Here is an 18,829-nt window from a genome sequence, read left to right on the forward strand (position 1 = left end):
TAACATTTATCTTTTAAAACATGGGCAAATGTTATTTTTTATTTTGTTAATATTAACGTATTTACTCTATGTTTACCGCTCAGCCGAAATGTCATTAAGTAAATAATTAGCTAACATTATTTGCAGTTAACATTGTTTTTTATATGTGCATTGTGCTTATAAATAACGATGGGCAACACAAGGAATGTTGGCACTATAAAAATCGTGGTCATCGAACACCACATAATTGTGCTTTAAGGTTTTAGGCAAATGGAATGCCAGGCGACTTAGTGACTAGGCTCTATGACTAGACTAAGCTCGCAGTTATCGAGGATTGAAACTACCCGGCCTATTTTACGGAGAGAAATAATGAAAGGTATCAACCAAATCAAAAATGCTAAGGGTTTCACTCTTATCGAATTAATGATCGTAGTCGCGATCATCGGTATTCTTGCAGCAATCGCATTGCCTGCATATAAAGATTATGTTAACAAAGGTAAGCTTAACTCATGTTTAGCTGAAGCAACAGCTCAAACTAAGGCAAGAGCAGCTTCAATTGTTGCAGAGATTGCAATGCCTACATATACACCTTCGGCTTGTACTGGCCCAGCCGATACGGATTTACCTGACGATTTGACAAAGTTAGATGCTGCAGTAGCAGTTGAATTTCCAGCGAAAGATGGTGCTGGGACGGTTACATGTAACTTTACAACCGTAAACTGTACAGCTGCATAGTTAATTACTAAATAAGCACTCTGTGTAAGAGTGCTTATTTTAATAATAAACACCGTATGTCTAAGATGAAAAATCAATACTTTTTACTTAAGTTAGTAATCAATCTATTCTGCAAAAACAACCCTACTAAAAAACCAAATACAATAAATTAAAAATATCCACATACTAGTAGGTAATCCTATAGATTCAATTTTCAATTGCACATACTTCTTTTGATATTATCTAATTTAGTGTTCACTTTTTAACAATTACACCTCAAAGAGCTCTTTCCATACAATACTTATAAGAAGTAGAAATAAACACATTTGGCTTATATCTGTTCGGTACATAAATAATAGTCGTGAGTTAAGATGAAACTATACACAGAAACAGATGACTGAGAGATGTTGCTAAAAGTTATGTTACTAATATTTAGCGTATTTTATGGGTATTCCAGCTAAAAAAACAACTCTGACACATATCTATTTAATGCTGCAAATGATAATTTATTAAATCGTCTAAAATGACAACCTTATAAAAAGACGTTATTATTTTAGCTCTTGGGTATAACTGGAGCCCCCATGTCTTCTACTGGACTACATTTAGGATTATCGACACTGTTTATTCGCAAAGGACTGCTTAGCGAAGAGCAATTATCTAATGCTATTTCGGAATCGAGAAAGTCGAGACATTCTTTAGTAAGCACCTTAGTTCTATCTAAAGTTTTATCATCACGCGAAATTGCAGAATTGTGTTATGAAGAATATGGTACTCCTCTACTCGATTTAAATGAATTTGAAATATCGAGTATTCCTGAAGACTTACTTAACAAAAAGCTGATTGAAAAGCACAAATGTTTACCACTTTTTAAAAGGGGTAATCGTCTTTATATTGCAACCTCAGATCCAACCAATATTGCCGCTCTTGAAGATTTTCAATTTAGTTTAGGTTTACATGCGGAAGCTATTCTCGTTGAGGATGATAAGCTCTTAAAAGCACTAGAAAAAATCATTGAAGATGACATTTCAGGGTTAGACTTAGCCGGTGTGGACGAAGAAGCGCTCGCCAATATGGAAGTTACCGATAATGAAAGGCGGGATGAACCAACTGGTGACAGTAGTGATGATGCCCCCATTGTTATCTATATTAATAAAATCCTTACCGATGCCATTCGTAAAGGGGCCTCTGACTTACATTTCGAACCCTATGAAAAACGCTACCGGATCCGTTTCCGTATTGACGGTATATTACACGAAGTTTCAGAGCCACCGGTGAACCTATCCAACCGAATTTCGGCACGTTTAAAGGTAATGTCAAAACTCGATATTGCTGAGCGCAGAGTGCCACAAGATGGTCGAATTAAAATGAAACTGTCGCGCACCAAATCTATCGATTTTCGAGTCAGTAGCTTGCCCACTATTTGGGGCGAGAAAATCGTAATGCGTATTTTAGACTCATCATCCGCACAACTGGGTATTGAAAAGCTCGGGTATGAAGATGATCAACGTTTACTATATGAAGAAATGCTCGCCAAACCTCAAGGCATGATATTAGTCACTGGCCCCACAGGCTCAGGAAAAACAGTTTCCTTGTACACTGGGCTGAATATTCTTAATACCGAAGAGCGTAATATCTCTACTGCAGAAGATCCGGTTGAAATTAACCTTGAAGGGGTTAATCAGGTTCATATTAATTTAAAAGCCGGTTTAACATTCGCATCTGCATTACGCTCATTTTTGCGTCAAGATCCTGATGTAGTAATGGTAGGTGAAATCCGTGATTTAGAAACCGCTGAAATCGCCATTAAAGCGGCGCAAACAGGTCATTTAGTGTTATCAACGCTGCACACCAACTCGGCAGCAGAAACTCTCACGCGTTTAATCAACATGGGGGTTCCTGGTTATAACATTGCCAGTTCCGTTAACTTAATCATTGCTCAACGACTTGCCAGACGCTTATGCCCAGCATGTAAACATGAAGAAATAATCCCAGTTGCAGAACTACAACGTTTAGGCTTTGCTGAAGCAGACATAGCCAAAGGCTTTACCGTATTCAAACCTGTAGGCTGTGAGCTTTGCTCTGGCGGTTATAAGGGCCGAGTCGGCATTTACGAAGTAATGAAAATGAGTGATGAAATTGCACGCACTATTATGGAAGGTGGTAACTCGCTGCAAATAGCAACCCTCGCTAAGCAGCAAGGTATGCGAGATTTACGTCAATCTGGGTTGCTCAAAGTTATCCACGGCGTAACTAGCATCGCGGAAATTAACCGTGTCACTAGCTTTTAATTCAGCTATAGTCAAATCAGCTATAATAAATCAACTCGTTAATTGATTATTCTCTATTAACAATAATGCCTTAACGTGGTGCAGCGGAAAATAAAAGGATTGGCTAAATGGCCACAACAACAGCTAAAAGAAAACCGAAGGCAAAGGTAAAAAAAACAACTAAACACCAACCTAAGGTATTTACCTACCAATGGAAAGGCATTAACCGCGATGGTCAACGCACTTCGGGTGAATTGAAAGGATCAACTATAGCTGAAATTCGCAGCGTGTTAAAAGCGCAAGGTGTTACACCAAAAGGCGTTCGCAAAAAATCCGCACCGCTATTTAAATCTGAAAAAAAGATCACCGCAATGGACATTGCAATGATCACTCGCCAAATAGCAACCATGCTGGCTGCAGGTGTGCCATTAGTAACAACGATCGAATTACTTGGCCGCGGCCATGAAAAAGCCAAAGTAAGAGAACTATTAGGAACTATCCTGTCAGATGTTCAATCGGGTATACCATTATCTGATTCACTCAGACCACATAGATTATATTTCGACGATTTATATGTTGACTTAGTGGCTGCAGGTGAACATTCAGGTTCCTTAGATGCGGTATTCGATCGAGTCGCTACCTACAGAGAAAAAGCTGAACAATTAAAATCCAAAATTAAAAAAGCGATGTTTTACCCAGCTGCCGTGGTCATAGTGGCTATTGCCGTTACCGTTCTGCTGTTACTGTTTGTAGTACCACAATTTGAAGATATTTTTAAAGGCTTTGGTGCAGAACTGCCTGCGTTTACCCAGATTGTTGTAGGTCTTTCTAGAGGGTTACAAGCCTCATGGTATTACTTTGCAATAGCTATCGTAGTTAGTATTTGGCTATTTAAAAGAGCCCATAGAACCTCTCAAACTTTTAGAAACAGAATTGACGAAATTATTTTAAAAATCCCTATCCTTGGCGAAATCCTCCATAAGGCCGCAATGGCTCGTTTTGCCCGCACTTTATCGACGACCTTCGCAGCAGGCGTACCCTTAATAGATGGTTTAGAATCAGCTGCTGGCGCATCAGGTAATTATGTTTATCGCAAAGCATTATTGAAGGTCCGTCAGGAAGTGATGTCTGGCATGCAAATGAATGTCGCCATGCGCACCACGGGTTTATTCCCCGACATGCTGGTTCAAATGGTAATGATTGGTGAAGAGTCCGGTGGCTTAGATGATATGCTTAATAAAGTGGCAAACATTTATGAAATGCAAGTGGATGACGCAGTTGATGGTCTATCAAGCTTAATAGAACCTATTATGATGGTTGTTATTGGAACTGTTGTCGGCGGATTAATTGTCGCTATGTATTTACCCATTTTCCAGATGGGTAATATTGTTGGCGGCTAATTGAATTATACTGAACATAAGAATTAAAAATAAGAACAAAGAATGACTGAATTTATTTCAACTTTTGTAACAACAATGTACCAGTACCCTTGGGTATTTATCGTAATTAGCTTTATTTTTGCTGCTACCATTGGCAGCTTTCTCAATGTGGTGATTCACCGCTTGCCAGTGATGATGAAACGAGAATGGCAAAGTGAATGTAATTATTATTTAAACGAATACCATCCAGATATTGTTAAACAGGTGGGTAATGAGCGCTTAAATAAACCTATCGATCAATTCCCAGCAAAATACAATATTGTAGTACCCGGCTCTGCATGCCCAAAATGCAAAGCCAACATTAAACCTTGGCATAATATTCCCGTGCTCGGTTGGATAATGCTTAAGGGGAAATGCGCCGATTGTAAGACGGGTATTTCAATACGCTATCCGATTATCGAATTATTAACAGGGGCATTAATTGCCACTTTAGCTTGGCATTTTGGCCCAACATGGCAGTTTGTGTATGCCAGTATTTTAACGTTTGTGTTAGTTGCGTTAACAGGCATCGATTTAGATGAAATGCTATTACCGGACCAACTGACATTACCAATATTGTGGTTAGGGTTAATTATTAACCTTAAAGGTATTTATGCTAGCCCTGAAGATGCCATTATTGGTGCTGCTGCAGGTTATTTAAGTTTATGGTCGGTATTTTGGTTATTTAAACTGGTTACTGGCAAAGAAGGTATGGGCTACGGTGACTTTAAACTGTTAGCCGTATTCGGTGCTTGGTTAGGTTGGCAAATGCTGCCATTAATTATTCTATTATCTTCACTGGTTGGTGCTGTAGTAGGTATAACGATGATTATCGCTAAAAAGCTCAATAAAGGTAATCCAATTCCTTTTGGCCCTTATATCGCTGCCGCGGGTTGGATAGCGTTAGTTTGGGGGCAAGATATTCTTAACTGGTATCTAAGCACATTATGATTAAAAACAAGTTTGTTGTCGGTCTTACCGGTGGTATTGGAAGTGGCAAAACCACTGTAGCGAACTTATTTGCTGAATACGGCATAGACTTAGTCGACGCTGATGTTATCGCTCGAGAGGTTGTCTCAATAGGTTCTGATGGACTAAAAGCAATAACAGAGCATTTCGGTAAGGCTATTTTATTAGTCGATGGCAGCCTTGATAGAGCGGCTTTACGAGCCCAAGTATTTAATAACCCTCAACAACGTTTGTGGCTTAATAATTTGCTCCATCCTATGATCCGTCACCAAATGCTAACTCAAGTACAAGCATCAACGTCAGCCTATGTGATAATGGTGGCACCCTTGCTATTTGAGAACCATTTAGATAGTTTAGTGAATACCACTTTGGTTGTAGACATTGCACCCGAGTTACAAATTTCAAGGACGATACAACGTGATGGTGTCAGTAAACAACAAGTCGAACATATTCTTGCGAGTCAAATGATCCGAGAACGACGTGTCGCTCAAGCTGATAATATTATTGATAATCAAGGAGAAAATGAACTGTTGCGCAGTCAAGTATTACGTCTGCACCAACAATACTTACAACAGGCTGCTGATTTAGAAACTGACCTCAATGACTGATTTAATCTACGAACAACCATTAAATGAAAAAATACGTAGTTATTTACGCATAGATAATCTTGGCCAACAGTTGCAATTATATGCCACACAAGATCATCAACATCAATGTTTCCCCTCGCTTTTCTCTCTTGCAGAGCTCACTGAACGTTGTGATTATCGCACCGACATATTAAAAGATATTGAAAAGCAAATTCAGCTAATTTCCAATTGGCGAAAAAACTCAAATGTCGATAGTGTTCAAGTCGATCGACTCACAGAAAGACTTAACGCATTTAAGTCACCGTTACAAATACAAGAAAGAATTGGTTGTAGACTCAAACAAGATAAATTTATTACCGCATTACGACAACGATCAAATATGACAGGAGCGTACTGTAACTTTGATTTGCCTCAGCTGCATTTTTGGTTAGGCCAGGATTGGCAACATAGGCAACTAGATATTCAAAACTGGTTAGTACAATATCAACCACTTCTGGCACCGATATCCCTATTATTAGAATTAATCAGATCTACTGCAGACTTTAATCTATGCCATGCACAAGCAGGTTTTTTTCAAGGTGATTCTTCGCAACCACTGTCGTTAATCCGAGTTAAAATAAATTCCAACCAAAATTATTATCCCACCATTAGTGGCCATCGAAATCGTTACGCTATCCATTTCGTAGATTTTAATTTACAACGTCATACTAATGAATCTGTTGAATTCTCACTAGCAACCTGCACTTAAACACTTTACCATCAGTAACAACATTAATGACTAAGAACGATTATGCCTTTAACAGTAGTAAACTGCCCTATTTGTAGCACCAAAGTTGAATGGAAAGACGAATCTCTATTTAAACCTTTTTGTAGTGAGCGTTGTAAACTTATCGACCTTGGTGACTGGGCTAGCGAGAAACACGCAATTCCGGTTAAGAATAGTATCGATCCTGATATGCTTGATGATATTGGTTTTGATGAAGGCGACTTCTTTAAAGACTAAGGGGCATAACATGCAAAAAAGGGTACATGTTGCCGTCGGCGTTATCATAAATCAACATAAGCAAATTTTATTAGCTAAGCGTCATGACCATTTGCACCAAGGCGGAAAATGGGAATTCCCAGGCGGTAAAGTAGAACAAAATGAAACGGTAACCGCAGCGCTAATTCGCGAATTGAAAGAAGAAGTTAATCTTGATGTAAACAGCACCACAGAGTTTATGGATATTAGTCATGACTACCCAGATAAGCAGGTTAGGCTTGATATTCACTTAGTGACAGATTTCAATGGCCAAGCCGCTGGTGTTGAAGGGCAACAAATAGCATGGGTTGAACTACAAACCATCTCTAAATATGAATTCCCAGAAGCCAATAAACCCATTGTAGATAAGCTTTTAACGTTAAATTTATAAAAACACTAAGCCACCAGATTCTGCTGCAATAATTTTTACCCTCTCAACAAATGACAGACGTAAAAAAGCCCGCTATATAATAGCGGGCTGTCTCACGACACTTTCAAGTCAATTAGGCGCCTGGAAACGACCTACTCTTTTATCCCCGAAGGGGACACATGGGCATATCGGCCACACAAGCATTATGTTCAGATAAACCAAGCCATAATATCAACAAATGACAGATGTAAAAAAGCCCGCTATATAATAGCGGGCTGTTTCACGACTCTTTCAAGTCAATTAGGCGCCTGGAAATGACCTACTCTCACATGGGGAGACCCCACACTACCATCGGCGATACTGTGTTTCACTTCTGAGTTCGGAATGGGATCAGGTGGTGCCACAGCTCTATGGTTTCCAGACAAATTTTGCTTATCTAACGCATTATTCTTGATGCATTAAATAATAATTCGGAAAGCTGATTGCTTTTACTCTTATTAAGAGTATTGAGTCTCTCACACTGTCTAAGCGCTCTATTCTAACACTAAGGTCAGTAAAACCCATCTGGGTTGTATGGTTAAGCCTCACGGGTCATTAGTACAAGTTAGCTCAACGCCTCACAACGCTTACACACCTTGCCTATCAACGTAGTAGTCTCCTACGGCCCTTTAGAGAGCTTAAAGCTCTAGGGATGACTCATCTTAGGACTCGCTTCCCGCTTAGATGCTTTCAGCGGTTATCGATTCCGAACGTAGCTACCGGGCAATGCTATTGGCATAACAACCCGAACACCAGCGGTTCGTCCACTCCGGTCCTCTCGTACTAGGAGCAGCTTCCTTCAATCATCCAACGCCCACGGCAGATAGGGACCGAACTGTCTCACGACGTTCTGAACCCAGCTCGCGTACCACTTTAAATGGCGAACAGCCATACCCTTGGGACCGACTTCAGCCCCAGGATGTGATGAGCCGACATCGAGGTGCCAAACACCGCCGTCGATATGAACTCTTGGGCGGTATCAGCCTGTTATCCCCGGAGTACCTTTTATCCGTTGAGCGATGGCCCTTCCATTCAGAACCACCGGATCACTATGACCTACTTTCGTACCTGCTCGACGTGTATGTCTCGCAGTTAAGCTGGCTTATGCCATTGCACTAACCGTACGATGTCCGACCGTACTTAGCCAACCTTCGTGCTCCTCCGTTACTCTTTGGGAGGAGACCGCCCCAGTCAAACTACCCACCAGGCACTGTCCCGAACCCCGATAAGGGGCCGCGGTTAGAACATCAAAACTACAAGGGTGGTATTTCAAGATTGACTCCACTCTGACTAGCGTCAAAGTTTCAAAGTCTCCCACCTATCCTACACATGTAGGTTCAATGTTCAGTGCCAAGCTATAGTAAAGGTTCACGGGGTCTTTCCGTCTAGCCGCGGGTATACGGCATCTTCACCGCAATTTCAACTTCACTGAGTCTCGGCTGGAGACAGCGTGGCCATCATTACGCCATTCGTGCAGGTCGGAACTTACCCGACAAGGAATTTCGCTACCTTAGGACCGTTATAGTTACGGCCGCCGTTTACCGGGGCTTCGATCATGAGCTTCTCCGAAGATAACCCAATCAATTAACCTTCCGGCACCGGGCAGGCGTCATACCGTATACGTCATCTTGCGATTTTGCACAGTACTGTGTTTTTGATAAACAGTTGCAGCCACCTGGTATCTGCGACTGCCGTCAGCTTAGGGAGCAAGTCCCATCACCGACAGCAGCGTACCTTCTCCCGAAGTTACGGTACCATTTTGCCTAGTTCCTTCAGCCGAGTTCTCTCAAGCGCCTTGGTATTCTCTACCCGACCACCTGTGTCGGTTTGGGGTACGATTTCTACTAACCTGAAGCTTAGAAGATTTTCCTGGAAGCATGGCATCAACTACTTCATCACCTTAGTGACTCGTCATCAGCTCTCAACCTGTACATTTAAGTACGTATTCCCGGATTTGCCTAAGAATACAGCCTACTACCTTAAACGCGGACTACCAACGCCGCGCTAGCCTAGCCTTCTCCGTCTCTCCATCGCAGTTAGCAAAAGTACAGAAATATTAATCTGTTTCCCATCGATTACGCCTTTCGGCCTCACCTTAGGGGTCGACTCACCCTGCCCCGATTAACGTTGGACAGGAACCCTTGGTCTTTCGGCGAGGGAGTTTTTCACTCCCTTTATCGTTACTCATGTCAGCATTCGCACTTCTGATACGTCCAGTGTGGGTTACCCCTTCACCTTCAACCGCTTACAGAACGCTCCTCTACCGCGCACACCTAATGGCATGCACCCGTAGCTTCGGTGGTATGTTTAGCCCCGTTAAATCTTCCGCGCAGGCCGACTCGACTAGTGAGCTATTACGCTTTCTTTAAATGATGGCTGCTTCTAAGCCAACATCCTAGCTGTCTAAGCCTTCCCACATCGTTTCCCACTTAACATACACTTTGGGACCTTAGCTGACGGTCTGGGTTGTTTCCCTTTTGACAACGGACGTTAGCACCCGCTGTCTGTCTCCCGAGTAGTACTCATTGGTATTCGGAGTTTGCAAAGGGTTGGTAAGTCGGGATGACCCCTAGCCTTAACAGTGCTCTACCCCCAATGGTATTCGCTCGAGGCGTACCTAAATAGCTTTCGAGGAGAACCAGATATCTCCGAGTTTGATTGGCCTTTCACCCCCAGCCACAAGTCATCCGCTCATTTTTCAACATAAGTCGGTTCGGTCCTCCAGTTGATGTTACTCAACCTTCAACCTGCCCATGGCTAGATCACTCGGTTTCGGGTCTACGCCTTGCAACTAAACGCGCAGTTAACACTCGGTTTCCCTACGGCTCCGCTATTCGCTTAACCTCGCTACAAAACGTAAGTCGCTGACCCATTATACAAAAGGTACGCAGTCACGGTCTCAAGAACCGCTCCCACTGCTTGTACGTACACGGTTTCAGGTTCTATTTCACTCCCCTCACAGGGGTTCTTTTCGCCTTTCCCTCACGGTACTGGTTCACTATCGGTCAGTCAGGAGTATTTAGCCTTGGAGGATGGTCCCCCCATATTCAAACAGGATGTCACGTGTCCCGCCTTACTCGTTTTCATCTATGGTTAGTTTTCATGTACGGGGCTATCACCCTGTGCCGCTGTGCTTTCCAACACATTCCACTAACACCCCATAGACTTAAGGGCTAATCCCCGTTCGCTCGCCGCTACTAGGGGAATCTCGGTTGATTTCTTTTCCTCCGGGTACTTAGATGTTTCAGTTCCCCGGGTTTGCCTCACTACACTATGTATTCATGTAGTGATAACAGCTTATGCTGCTGGGTTTCCCCATTCGGATATCGTTAGCTCAAATGCTTATTACTAGCTCGCCAACGCTTTTCGCAAGTTATTACGTCCTTCATCGCCTCTGACTGCCAAGGCATCCACCGTATACGCTTAGTCACTTAACCATACAACCCAAATGAGTCTTTCTTTTTTCGCTTGTTACTCATCACGCTGTCGTTATTGTGAATCTCATTCGTCAGTCATGTAGCGCTGCTACACTCCTTCCTCATTCGCTTCACGGCTTAGACACCGTTTCGATTAACTGCGCTTACCTTTTGAATGAACAAATGATAAGAAAAACAGGGTCGTATTATGACCAGCTGGTTTTTACTTGTCTCACCTCCAGGGTAGGAAGTGGACTCGCCTTAGTTTTTAGAATATTCAAGACACTTAAACAGTGTTTTGAGAACTCAAGATACTGATGCTTTCGCATCAGTATTATTTTTCGCACTAACGTAATCACATCAATAACAACGGATCGTTATCAATGCGCCTTTAGTTAGTACTATCAGCTTTCCAAATTGTTAAAGAGCGGGCTTAAAAAAGCCAAAGATAAAATTTCATTTATCTTTGGCATCTCTAACCTATGCATATGCTTATCATCATGATAAGTGTAAATGGTGGAGCTATGCGGGATCGAACCGCAGACCTCCTGCGTGCAAGGCAGGCGCTCTCCCAGCTGAGCTATAGCCCCATTTACATGCAGTGAGATTAATATACGTAGTGTACCAAATCGAGTGAGGCAAGGCATGTAATGAGGACGTTTAGCTTGCTAAACGACGAATTACATAACACAGCAACACGAAGATTTTGGTGGGTCAGAGTGGACTTGAACCACCGACCTCACCCTTATCAGGGGTGCGCTCTAACCAGCTGAGCTACAGACCCATTTATACTTGTTTCTTCACTCAATCACTTCGTTGCTTTTCATCGTTCAGTCGTCGTGTAGTGTACTACACTTCCTTCCTCACGCTTCAAGCGCCTTGTGCTAGAGCAAATTAACGTCGTCTAAATAGAGACGTATATCTTTCTCTTTCTTTCTATCAAGTAATCTGTGTGAACACTCACATGCATTGCTGCACTTTAGGTATTGAGTTAGTCGTATAGGTAAGGAGGTGATCCAGCCCCAGGTTCCCCTAGGGCTACCTTGTTACGACTTCACCCCAGTCATGAACCACAAAGTGGTGAGCGTTCTCCCGAAGGTTAAACTACCCACTTCTTTTGCAGCCCACTCCCATGGTGTGACGGGCGGTGTGTACAAGGCCCGGGAACGTATTCACCGTAGCATTCTGATCTACGATTACTAGCGATTCCGACTTCATGGAGTCGAGTTGCAGACTCCAATCCGGACTACGACGTACTTTGTGAGATTAGCTCCACCTCGCGGCTTTGCAACCCTCTGTATACGCCATTGTAGCACGTGTGTAGCCCTACTCGTAAGGGCCATGATGACTTGACGTCGTCCCCACCTTCCTCCGGTTTATCACCGGCAGTCTCCCTAGAGTTCCCACCATTACGTGCTGGCAAATAAGGATAGGGGTTGCGCTCGTTGCGGGACTTAACCCAACATTTCACAACACGAGCTGACGACAGCCATGCAGCACCTGTCTCACAGTTCCCGAAGGCACACCAGAATCTCTTCCGGCTTCTGTGGATGTCAAGAGTAGGTAAGGTTCTTCGCGTTGCATCGAATTAAACCACATGCTCCACCGCTTGTGCGGGCCCCCGTCAATTCATTTGAGTTTTAACCTTGCGGCCGTACTCCCCAGGCGGTCTACTTAATGCGTTAGCTTGGGAGCCCAGTGACTAAGTCACCAAACTCCGAGTAGACATCGTTTACGGCGTGGACTACCAGGGTATCTAATCCTGTTTGCTCCCCACGCTTTCGTACATGAGCGTCAGTCTTTGTCCAGGGGGCCGCCTTCGCCACCGGTATTCCTTCAGATCTCTACGCATTTCACCGCTACACCTGAAATTCTACCCCCCTCTACAAGACTCTAGTTCACCAGTTCTAAATGCAATTCCCAGGTTGAGCCCGGGGATTTCACATCTAGCTTAATGAACCGCCTGCGTACGCTTTACGCCCAGTAATTCCGATTAACGCTCGGACCCCTCGTATTACCGCGGCTGCTGGCACGAAGTTAGCCGGTCCTTCTTCTGTAGGTAACGTCACAGCAGCGTGCTATTAACACGCTACCTTTCCTCCCTACTGAAAGTGCTTTACAACCCGAAGGCCTTCTTCACACACGCGGCATGGCTGCATCAGGGTTTCCCCCATTGTGCAATATTCCCCACTGCTGCCTCCCGTAGGAGTCTGGGCCGTGTCTCAGTCCCAGTGTGGCTGATCATCCTCTCAGAACAGCTAGGGATCGTCGCCTTGGTGAGCCATTACCTCACCAACTAGCTAATCCCACCTAGGTTCATCCAATCGCGAAAGGCCCGAAGGTCCCCTCCTTTCCCCCGTAGGGCGTATGCGGTATTAGCAGTCGTTTCCAACTGTTATCCCCCTCGACTGGGCAGATCCCTAGGCATTACTCACCCGTCCGCCGCTCGTCAGCAAAGTAGCAAGCTACTTTCTGTTACCGCTCGACTTGCATGTGTTAGGCCTGCCGCCAGCGTTCAATCTGAGCCATGATCAAACTCTTCAATTAAAGTTTTTTGAAATACTCTGTTAGGAATATTTCGGCTCAATGAATTCTGATTTACACCTTATAAACTCGGAAGAATCTATAAAATGCTTGTTACATATTGCTATGAACATTCATCGTTGCATTGAGTTGAAATTTTTTGATTACCTAAAGCAGTTAAACTGATTTAAGTAATTGTCGAATAACTCAATACCTGTGAATGTCCACACAGATTACTTGATAAATTGTTAAAGAGCGTTGATGCTATCTTTCATGCATCGCCGTAAGACGCTAGGTCGTTGGCTTGGGCTGCGTATTTTACGCATTCCCTTTATGGCGTCAAGTGTTTTTTCAAACTTTCTTTTCGCTGCTGAACTCAGTGTTTTGAAGCACTTAATTCAACCTAACCCGGTGACTGCTTGCGCTGTCTGCCGTGTCAGTGGATGCGCATTATAGGCAACACAAGATTTAGTGCAAGCGCTTTTATTGATGAAACGTATTGAACGTCGAACTTTTATGCAGATCGATTCTTTTTTAGCTTTTTTGCTTAAAGAACCATCTTCAATGAAATGGGAAATGCTTGTTTTTGATATTTAAGTGACTTTTAAGCTCAATTTTTCAACAGCGGTCTGGTTTATCTGGTAATTTTTAATTAGTATGTAATAGTATTTTAACAGTTATTTATCATTTTTATATTCATCATTAGAGATTATTTTATGCAGAAATCATTCGTGATTGTTTTGATTGCGGCGCTTCTTGGCGCTTTTGTTTTTTCTCAGTTTGGCGGTACACCATCTTCGGTAGCGTTTATTGCTGGTGTAGTCGTTGCGACGTTAATTTTCACCTTTATGCCATCTAGCGGTTCAAGTTCTTCTGATGAACCTTATGTTGGCCCTACCATGACACTATATGTAGGCAATTTGCCTTACCGTGTTCATGAAGGAGAAGTAAAGGCATTGTTTGGCGAATACGGACCGGTTAACTCAGTTCGTTTAGTGCGAGACCGTAAAACAGGACGTCGTAAAGGATTTGGTTTTGTTGAGATGTCTGAAGCGGGCGCACAGAAAGCAATGTCGAAATTAAACGACTACAGCTTTCAAGAACGCACGTTAAAGGTAAGAGAAGCTAAATCACAAGAATCTGATTCAGATAATAGCTAATTGCTATTTAAAGTAGATTCTTATCACTGTTCAATTTAAGCAGTGTTGTTAGTCGGTTATGGTTACCAGCGAAAAATCACCAAAACCATAATCGACTAATGTTCCTTTTAATCCCTCGCTAATACCTTTCGTGTAACAAGCTTGTAAGTGCTTATTCCCTTGCTGTTCTTTACTTAATAGAAATCTCACTCGCTTTGCAACTGCCTCTCCTGAATCCAGTAATGCCACATCACTTCCTAAGCATTGACTAATTTCCGCCGCGATTATGGGGAAATGTGTACAACCAAGCACTAGCACATCGATATCTGATTCTATAATAGGCAATAGCAGTTGTTTTAATACGATTAAGTCTATCGGTATCTGCGCAACATGTTGCTCTGCGAGTAGGACTAACTCCGACGTACCAAACAATTCAACCTTACAACCTTCTGCAAATTGGCTAATTAATGCCTGAGTATAATCTCGCTTTACTGTACCTGGAGTTGCCAGCAAACCAATGTGTTTTTTCTTTGATAGCATCGCAGCAGGTTTAATTGCCGGAACCACACCGACGATAGGGATCGATAATTGCTTACGTAATTCGGGTAACACTAGAGTACTGGCGGTATTGCATGCGACAACAACAATACTGGCATTAAGACGTCGTGCATGAAAGGTTATCAATGCAACACAGCCCACGATTAATTCTTGCTCTGATAAGTTTCCATAGGGTAAACGTGCATTATCAAATAAGTAGCAATAATCATGCTGTGGCAGTAGTTTTCTAATTTCGTTCATAACCGACAATCCGCCGATACCAGAATCAAACACTAAAATAGGTCCAGACAATATGGGCTCCAAATATGTATATGCTCAGCATTAATATCATGTAACTTTATACTTAGGCGCGTAATACTAGACATGAGCGTCATTTAGTATAATATTTGCGCCCATTTTTACAGCCTTAGGTGGACGATATGAATTTAGCTGCAATGGACCCTAAAAACTACGATGCACAATTACAACAAAAGCGCATCAAGCTAGAGCAGACCTTTGCCAGCTTCAACCCACCCGCACTAGAGGTATTCGCTTCAGAAGTAGCTAATTACCGTATGCGTGCAGAATTTAGAATGTGGCACGAAGGCGATGACCTATATTACTACATGTTTGATAAAGCACTGAATGCAAAAGTACGTTGCGATCAATATTTACCTGCTGGTAAATTGATTAATCAAATGATGGCGACTTTGATTGAAGAATTAAGACCCAATCCGGCGTTACGCCACAGACTATTTCAAATTGATTTTTTGTCGACATTAAGTGGTGAAATACTGGTTTCTTTACTTTACCACCGCCAGCTTGATGAAGAGTGGCGTGAACAAGCAACTCAATTAAAAGCAAAATTATGTACCCAATTCAATGTCAATATTATTGGCCGTGCGCGTAAGCAGAAAATCGATTTAGATAAAGATTTTGTGGTTGAGACCTTAACGGTTAATGAACAGGTATTGCATTACAAACAAATTGAGAACAGTTTTACCCAGCCCAACGCTAAAGTATCAGTAAAAATGTTGGAGTGGGCTATTGATGCTACTAAAAATAGCCAAGGTGATTTACTTGAGTTGTACTGCGGTAATGGTAATTTTACGATTGCCCTCGCTCAAAATTTCAATCGAGTATTAGCCACAGAGTTGGCTAAACCTTCTGTTGACGCTGCGCAGTACAATATTGATATCAACAATGTCACTAACGTCCAAATTATTCGTATGTCGGCAGAAGATTTTAGCGATGCGATGGCTAAAAAACGTCAATTTAGACGTTTAGAGGGTATCGATTTAGACAGTTACGATTGCAATACTATCTTTGTTGATCCGCCACGCGCTGGTATTGATCCTGAAACATTGAAGCTTATCCAAGGTTATGAACGGATTTTATATATATCTTGTAACCCAGAAACCCTCAATGATAATTTACTCACGTTAAGTCAAACCCACAAAATCACTCGCTTCGCGCTATTTGACCAATTCCCTTATACCGACCATATGGAATCTGGCGTTTTGCTAGAGCGTCTGTAATTAAAATATGCTAATCAAACAGAGAGCTAATAAGTCATGCCTCGTTTGATAAAAAAGGCAATCGATTAGGCTCGATTGTCTATTTTATGTTGTAACGCTTCAGCGCCAGTAGCAACCATACGCAAATGTAGTACTAATTGATCGGCTAATAATCTTCGTTCACTACGTTTTGAATCCAACGCTGATGCGCCCGCATTGAAGACTAAAATAACGAGAGCTTCAGCTTGAGCACGCGCTAACACAGGTGTGCGATTTGTCTGTGCTTCAGTATAATGAGCAAGTTCAGAAATAAAGTGCTCAATTTCACGCTCAACGGCAGCTCTAAATGCTGCAGAGGTACCAGAACGTTCATGTAACAGTATTCTAAATACGTTCGGATTTGACTCCAAGACTTCCATAAAAGTGTCGACAGAAATACGGATCACACTGCCACCCGCTTCAGCACGTTGACGCCCTTTACGCATCATTTGACGTAGGGTTAATCCACCTTCATCAACCATGGTCAAACCCAGTTCGTTCATATCTTTAAAATGACGATAGAAAGATGTAGGTGCGATACCCGCTTCGCGAGCCACTTCACGTAAGCTTAAGCTAGAAAAACTTCGCTCAGCATTAAGCTGATTAAATGCAGCATCAACTAATGCTCGACGAGTTTTTTCTTTTTGTTGTGCTCTAACACCCATTACTAATCCATTCAATCACTATTAATTCACAGATAATACCGTTTTTAAAACAGAAACACAGCCCTGTTAAACTTGACCATGGCTAGCTCATTAAGTTAAATTAGCGTACAATTGTACGCTCAACCTTCTTTTAAACCTATTTATTGGAACCCTATTAAATGAAAAAACCTCCAATCATTTGGCTTAATACACTGTTATTTGCCATTACTTTTATTGGCGCTCTAGTATTAGTCCCTTGGCGTGGTATTACCCATGGCTTTGATGGCATTGAATGGATTTCGTTTGTTATTTTTGCTTACGCAAGTGGTCTATCGATCACTGCGGGTTACCACAGATTATGGTCTCATAAAGCTTATAAAGCTCACTCTTCGGTACGCTTTTTATACGCACTAGGTGGGGCGCTCGCACTTCAAAACAGTGCATTACACTGGTGTAGTGATCACCGCGTTCATCACAAACATGTTGATAATAATGATAAAGATCCATATTCCGCAAAAATGGGATTTTGGTATAGTCATATCGGTTGGATGCTGCGCGAGTATCAGGCAAGTCGTTATAGTGATTATAACAATGTACGTGATTTACAAAATGATCGTATCGTTATGTGGCAACACAAACACTATTTAGCTTTAGTGATACTAATGAATATTGGTTTGCCAGCATTTATCGGTTGGTTAAATGGCGATATTCTATCTATGGTATTAATGGCAGGCTTATTGCGTCTAGTGGTAGTACATCACTGTACTTTCTTTATCAATTCATTGGCTCATATCTGGGGTAAACAACCGTACACAGATAAAAATACAGCTAAAGATAATGCCATTTTAGCATTGTTTACGTATGGAGAGGGTTATCACAACTTTCATCATATTTTCGAAAATGATTACCGTAACGGTATTAAATGGTGGGATTACGATCCAACCAAATGGTTAATCAAGCTAATGAGTTGGTTTGGCTTAACCAGTAATTTACGTCAAGTTCCACAAGAACGTATTGAAAGTGCCCGTTTGCAAATGCAGCTTTTAGAGGCTCAAAATCAGGTTGCTCACTTACCTAACTGTGATGAAATAATTGAAAAATTTCAAACAGAGTATGAGCTAATGAAGCAACACTTAGTTGAATATTATCAAGCTCAAAAAAGCTTGTTAGAAGCAAAACGTAAGCAACTAACTGACCATAACCTCAAACAGCAGGTACAATTATTACGTAATCAATTTCTTGAGCAACAACGTAATTGGAAAAGCTTAACAGCTGCCTATGCACAGTAAAGCTAATGCTTAACTATTTAAAAGGTCACGTACATACGTGACCTTTTTTATTTTGAGCAATCCCAAATAATGCCACTGTTATCTTCAACTTAAGATATACCCCGTTTTACAATTCATTCTTTCTACGAGCCCAAAATAGAGGTCAGTCGTTCGTTGCTGTAGCAACTATGTGTATTGGCTCACACGACAATCAATTAAGTGCAACACTCACTGAACATGTGTTCGCGTATATTACCTTTACTCCTTACCACCATGCTCACCTAACTACCGCATAACATTAGCGATACATTGAATTGACCTAAAAATAAAATAAGCTAATGTTCATAATAATATTTTTATAGCTTTAAAAAAGATCGACTAA

Annotated in this window: 13 protein-coding genes, 2 tRNA genes and 3 rRNA genes; 11 read left to right on the plus strand and 7 right to left on the minus strand. The window is 42.0% G+C overall.

Annotated elements, in window-relative coordinates; translation table 11 throughout:
* The first annotated feature begins 348 nt into the window (after nucleotides 1-348).
* From FH971_RS18970 to mutT, 8 genes are all read left to right on the plus strand, one after another.
* Complete coding sequence (locus FH971_RS18970; protein ID WP_140235340.1) at nucleotides 349-714, plus strand: prepilin-type N-terminal cleavage/methylation domain-containing protein; 366 nt, start codon at nucleotides 349-351, stop codon at nucleotides 712-714.
* Between the two features lie 560 nt (nucleotides 715-1,274).
* Entirely contained in the window at nucleotides 1,275-2,981 is a 1,707-nt protein-coding gene (gene pilB / locus FH971_RS18975) for a type IV-A pilus assembly ATPase PilB (RefSeq protein WP_140235341.1), read from the plus strand.
* Between the two features lie 107 nt (nucleotides 2,982-3,088).
* Nucleotides 3,089-4,360, plus strand: a complete 1,272-nt coding sequence (locus FH971_RS18980; protein WP_140235342.1) for a type II secretion system F family protein — start codon at nucleotides 3,089-3,091, stop codon at nucleotides 4,358-4,360.
* 42 nt (nucleotides 4,361-4,402) lie between these two features.
* Complete coding sequence (locus FH971_RS18985; protein ID WP_140235343.1) at nucleotides 4,403-5,329, plus strand: prepilin peptidase; 927 nt, start codon at nucleotides 4,403-4,405, stop codon at nucleotides 5,327-5,329.
* Nucleotides 5,326-5,955, plus strand: coding sequence for a dephospho-CoA kinase (coaE, locus tag FH971_RS18990; RefSeq protein WP_140235344.1), 630 nt, complete (start codon nucleotides 5,326-5,328; stop codon nucleotides 5,953-5,955). The genes FH971_RS18985 and coaE overlap by 4 nt, the downstream gene beginning before the upstream one ends.
* Nucleotides 5,948-6,682: a cell division protein ZapD gene (gene zapD / locus FH971_RS18995; protein ID WP_140235345.1), complete on the plus strand. Its 735-nt coding sequence runs from the start codon at nucleotides 5,948-5,950 to the stop codon at nucleotides 6,680-6,682. Before coaE ends, zapD begins: the two co-directional genes overlap by 8 nt.
* A 42-nt stretch (nucleotides 6,683-6,724) precedes the next feature.
* Entirely contained in the window at nucleotides 6,725-6,937 is a 213-nt protein-coding gene (yacG, locus tag FH971_RS19000) for a DNA gyrase inhibitor YacG (protein WP_140235346.1), read from the plus strand.
* A gap of 10 nt (nucleotides 6,938-6,947) precedes the next feature.
* On the plus strand, nucleotides 6,948-7,346 hold the full coding sequence (gene mutT / locus FH971_RS19005; RefSeq protein WP_140235347.1) for an 8-oxo-dGTP diphosphatase MutT: 399 nt from the start codon (nucleotides 6,948-6,950) through the stop codon (nucleotides 7,344-7,346).
* A 285-nt stretch (nucleotides 7,347-7,631) separates the two neighbouring features.
* Here mutT and rrf read toward each other — a convergent pair.
* The 5 genes from rrf to FH971_RS19030 all read right to left on the minus strand — a co-directional run bounded on the left by rrf (nucleotide 7,632) and on the right by FH971_RS19030 (nucleotide 13,327).
* Nucleotides 7,632-7,747: ribosomal RNA gene (gene rrf, locus FH971_RS19010) — 5S ribosomal RNA — on the minus strand.
* 151 nt (nucleotides 7,748-7,898) lie between these two features.
* Nucleotides 7,899-10,801 (minus strand): 23S ribosomal RNA (locus FH971_RS19015).
* Between the two features lie 493 nt (nucleotides 10,802-11,294).
* Nucleotides 11,295-11,370 (minus strand) — tRNA-Ala (locus FH971_RS19020).
* A 117-nt stretch (nucleotides 11,371-11,487) separates the two neighbouring features.
* A tRNA-Ile gene (locus FH971_RS19025) sits at nucleotides 11,488-11,564 on the minus strand.
* A gap of 220 nt (nucleotides 11,565-11,784) precedes the next feature.
* Nucleotides 11,785-13,327, minus strand: a 16S ribosomal RNA gene (locus FH971_RS19030).
* Together the 16S, 23S and 5S rRNA genes with 2 tRNA genes alongside form the textbook arrangement of a ribosomal RNA operon.
* 692 nt (nucleotides 13,328-14,019) lie before the next feature.
* Between FH971_RS19030 and FH971_RS19035 the strand changes: the two genes are divergently transcribed.
* Nucleotides 14,020-14,463 (plus strand): RNA recognition motif domain-containing protein, encoded by a 444-nt coding sequence (locus FH971_RS19035; protein ID WP_140235348.1) that lies wholly within the window; start codon nucleotides 14,020-14,022, stop codon nucleotides 14,461-14,463.
* 48 nt (nucleotides 14,464-14,511) lie between these two features.
* Here FH971_RS19035 and murI read toward each other — a convergent pair whose 3' ends face one another.
* The gene (gene murI, locus FH971_RS19040) at nucleotides 14,512-15,291 is read right to left on the minus strand and encodes a glutamate racemase (RefSeq protein WP_137224684.1); all 780 of its coding nucleotides are present in this window, start codon (nucleotides 15,289-15,291) and stop codon (nucleotides 14,512-14,514) included.
* A gap of 128 nt (nucleotides 15,292-15,419) precedes the next feature.
* On the opposite strand from murI, the gene trmA reads away from it, so the two are divergent.
* On the plus strand, nucleotides 15,420-16,517 hold the full coding sequence (gene trmA, locus FH971_RS19045; RefSeq protein ID WP_140235349.1) for a tRNA (uridine(54)-C5)-methyltransferase TrmA: 1,098 nt from the start codon (nucleotides 15,420-15,422) through the stop codon (nucleotides 16,515-16,517).
* A 65-nt stretch (nucleotides 16,518-16,582) separates the two neighbouring features.
* Here trmA and fabR read toward each other — a convergent pair whose 3' ends face one another.
* Nucleotides 16,583-17,200, minus strand: a complete 618-nt coding sequence (fabR, locus tag FH971_RS19050; protein WP_137224680.1) for an HTH-type transcriptional repressor FabR — start codon at nucleotides 17,198-17,200, stop codon at nucleotides 16,583-16,585.
* Between the two features lie 158 nt (nucleotides 17,201-17,358).
* Here fabR and FH971_RS19055 point away from each other — a divergent pair, with 158 nt between their 5' ends.
* Entirely contained in the window at nucleotides 17,359-18,468 is a 1,110-nt protein-coding gene (locus FH971_RS19055; RefSeq protein ID WP_137224678.1) for a fatty acid desaturase, read from the plus strand.
* The last annotated feature ends 361 nt before the right edge of the window (nucleotides 18,469-18,829 follow it).

Origin of the sequence: Shewanella polaris (genome assembly GCF_006385555.1) — a bacterium.
Lineage (GTDB): Bacteria > Pseudomonadota > Gammaproteobacteria > Enterobacterales > Shewanellaceae > Shewanella > Shewanella polaris.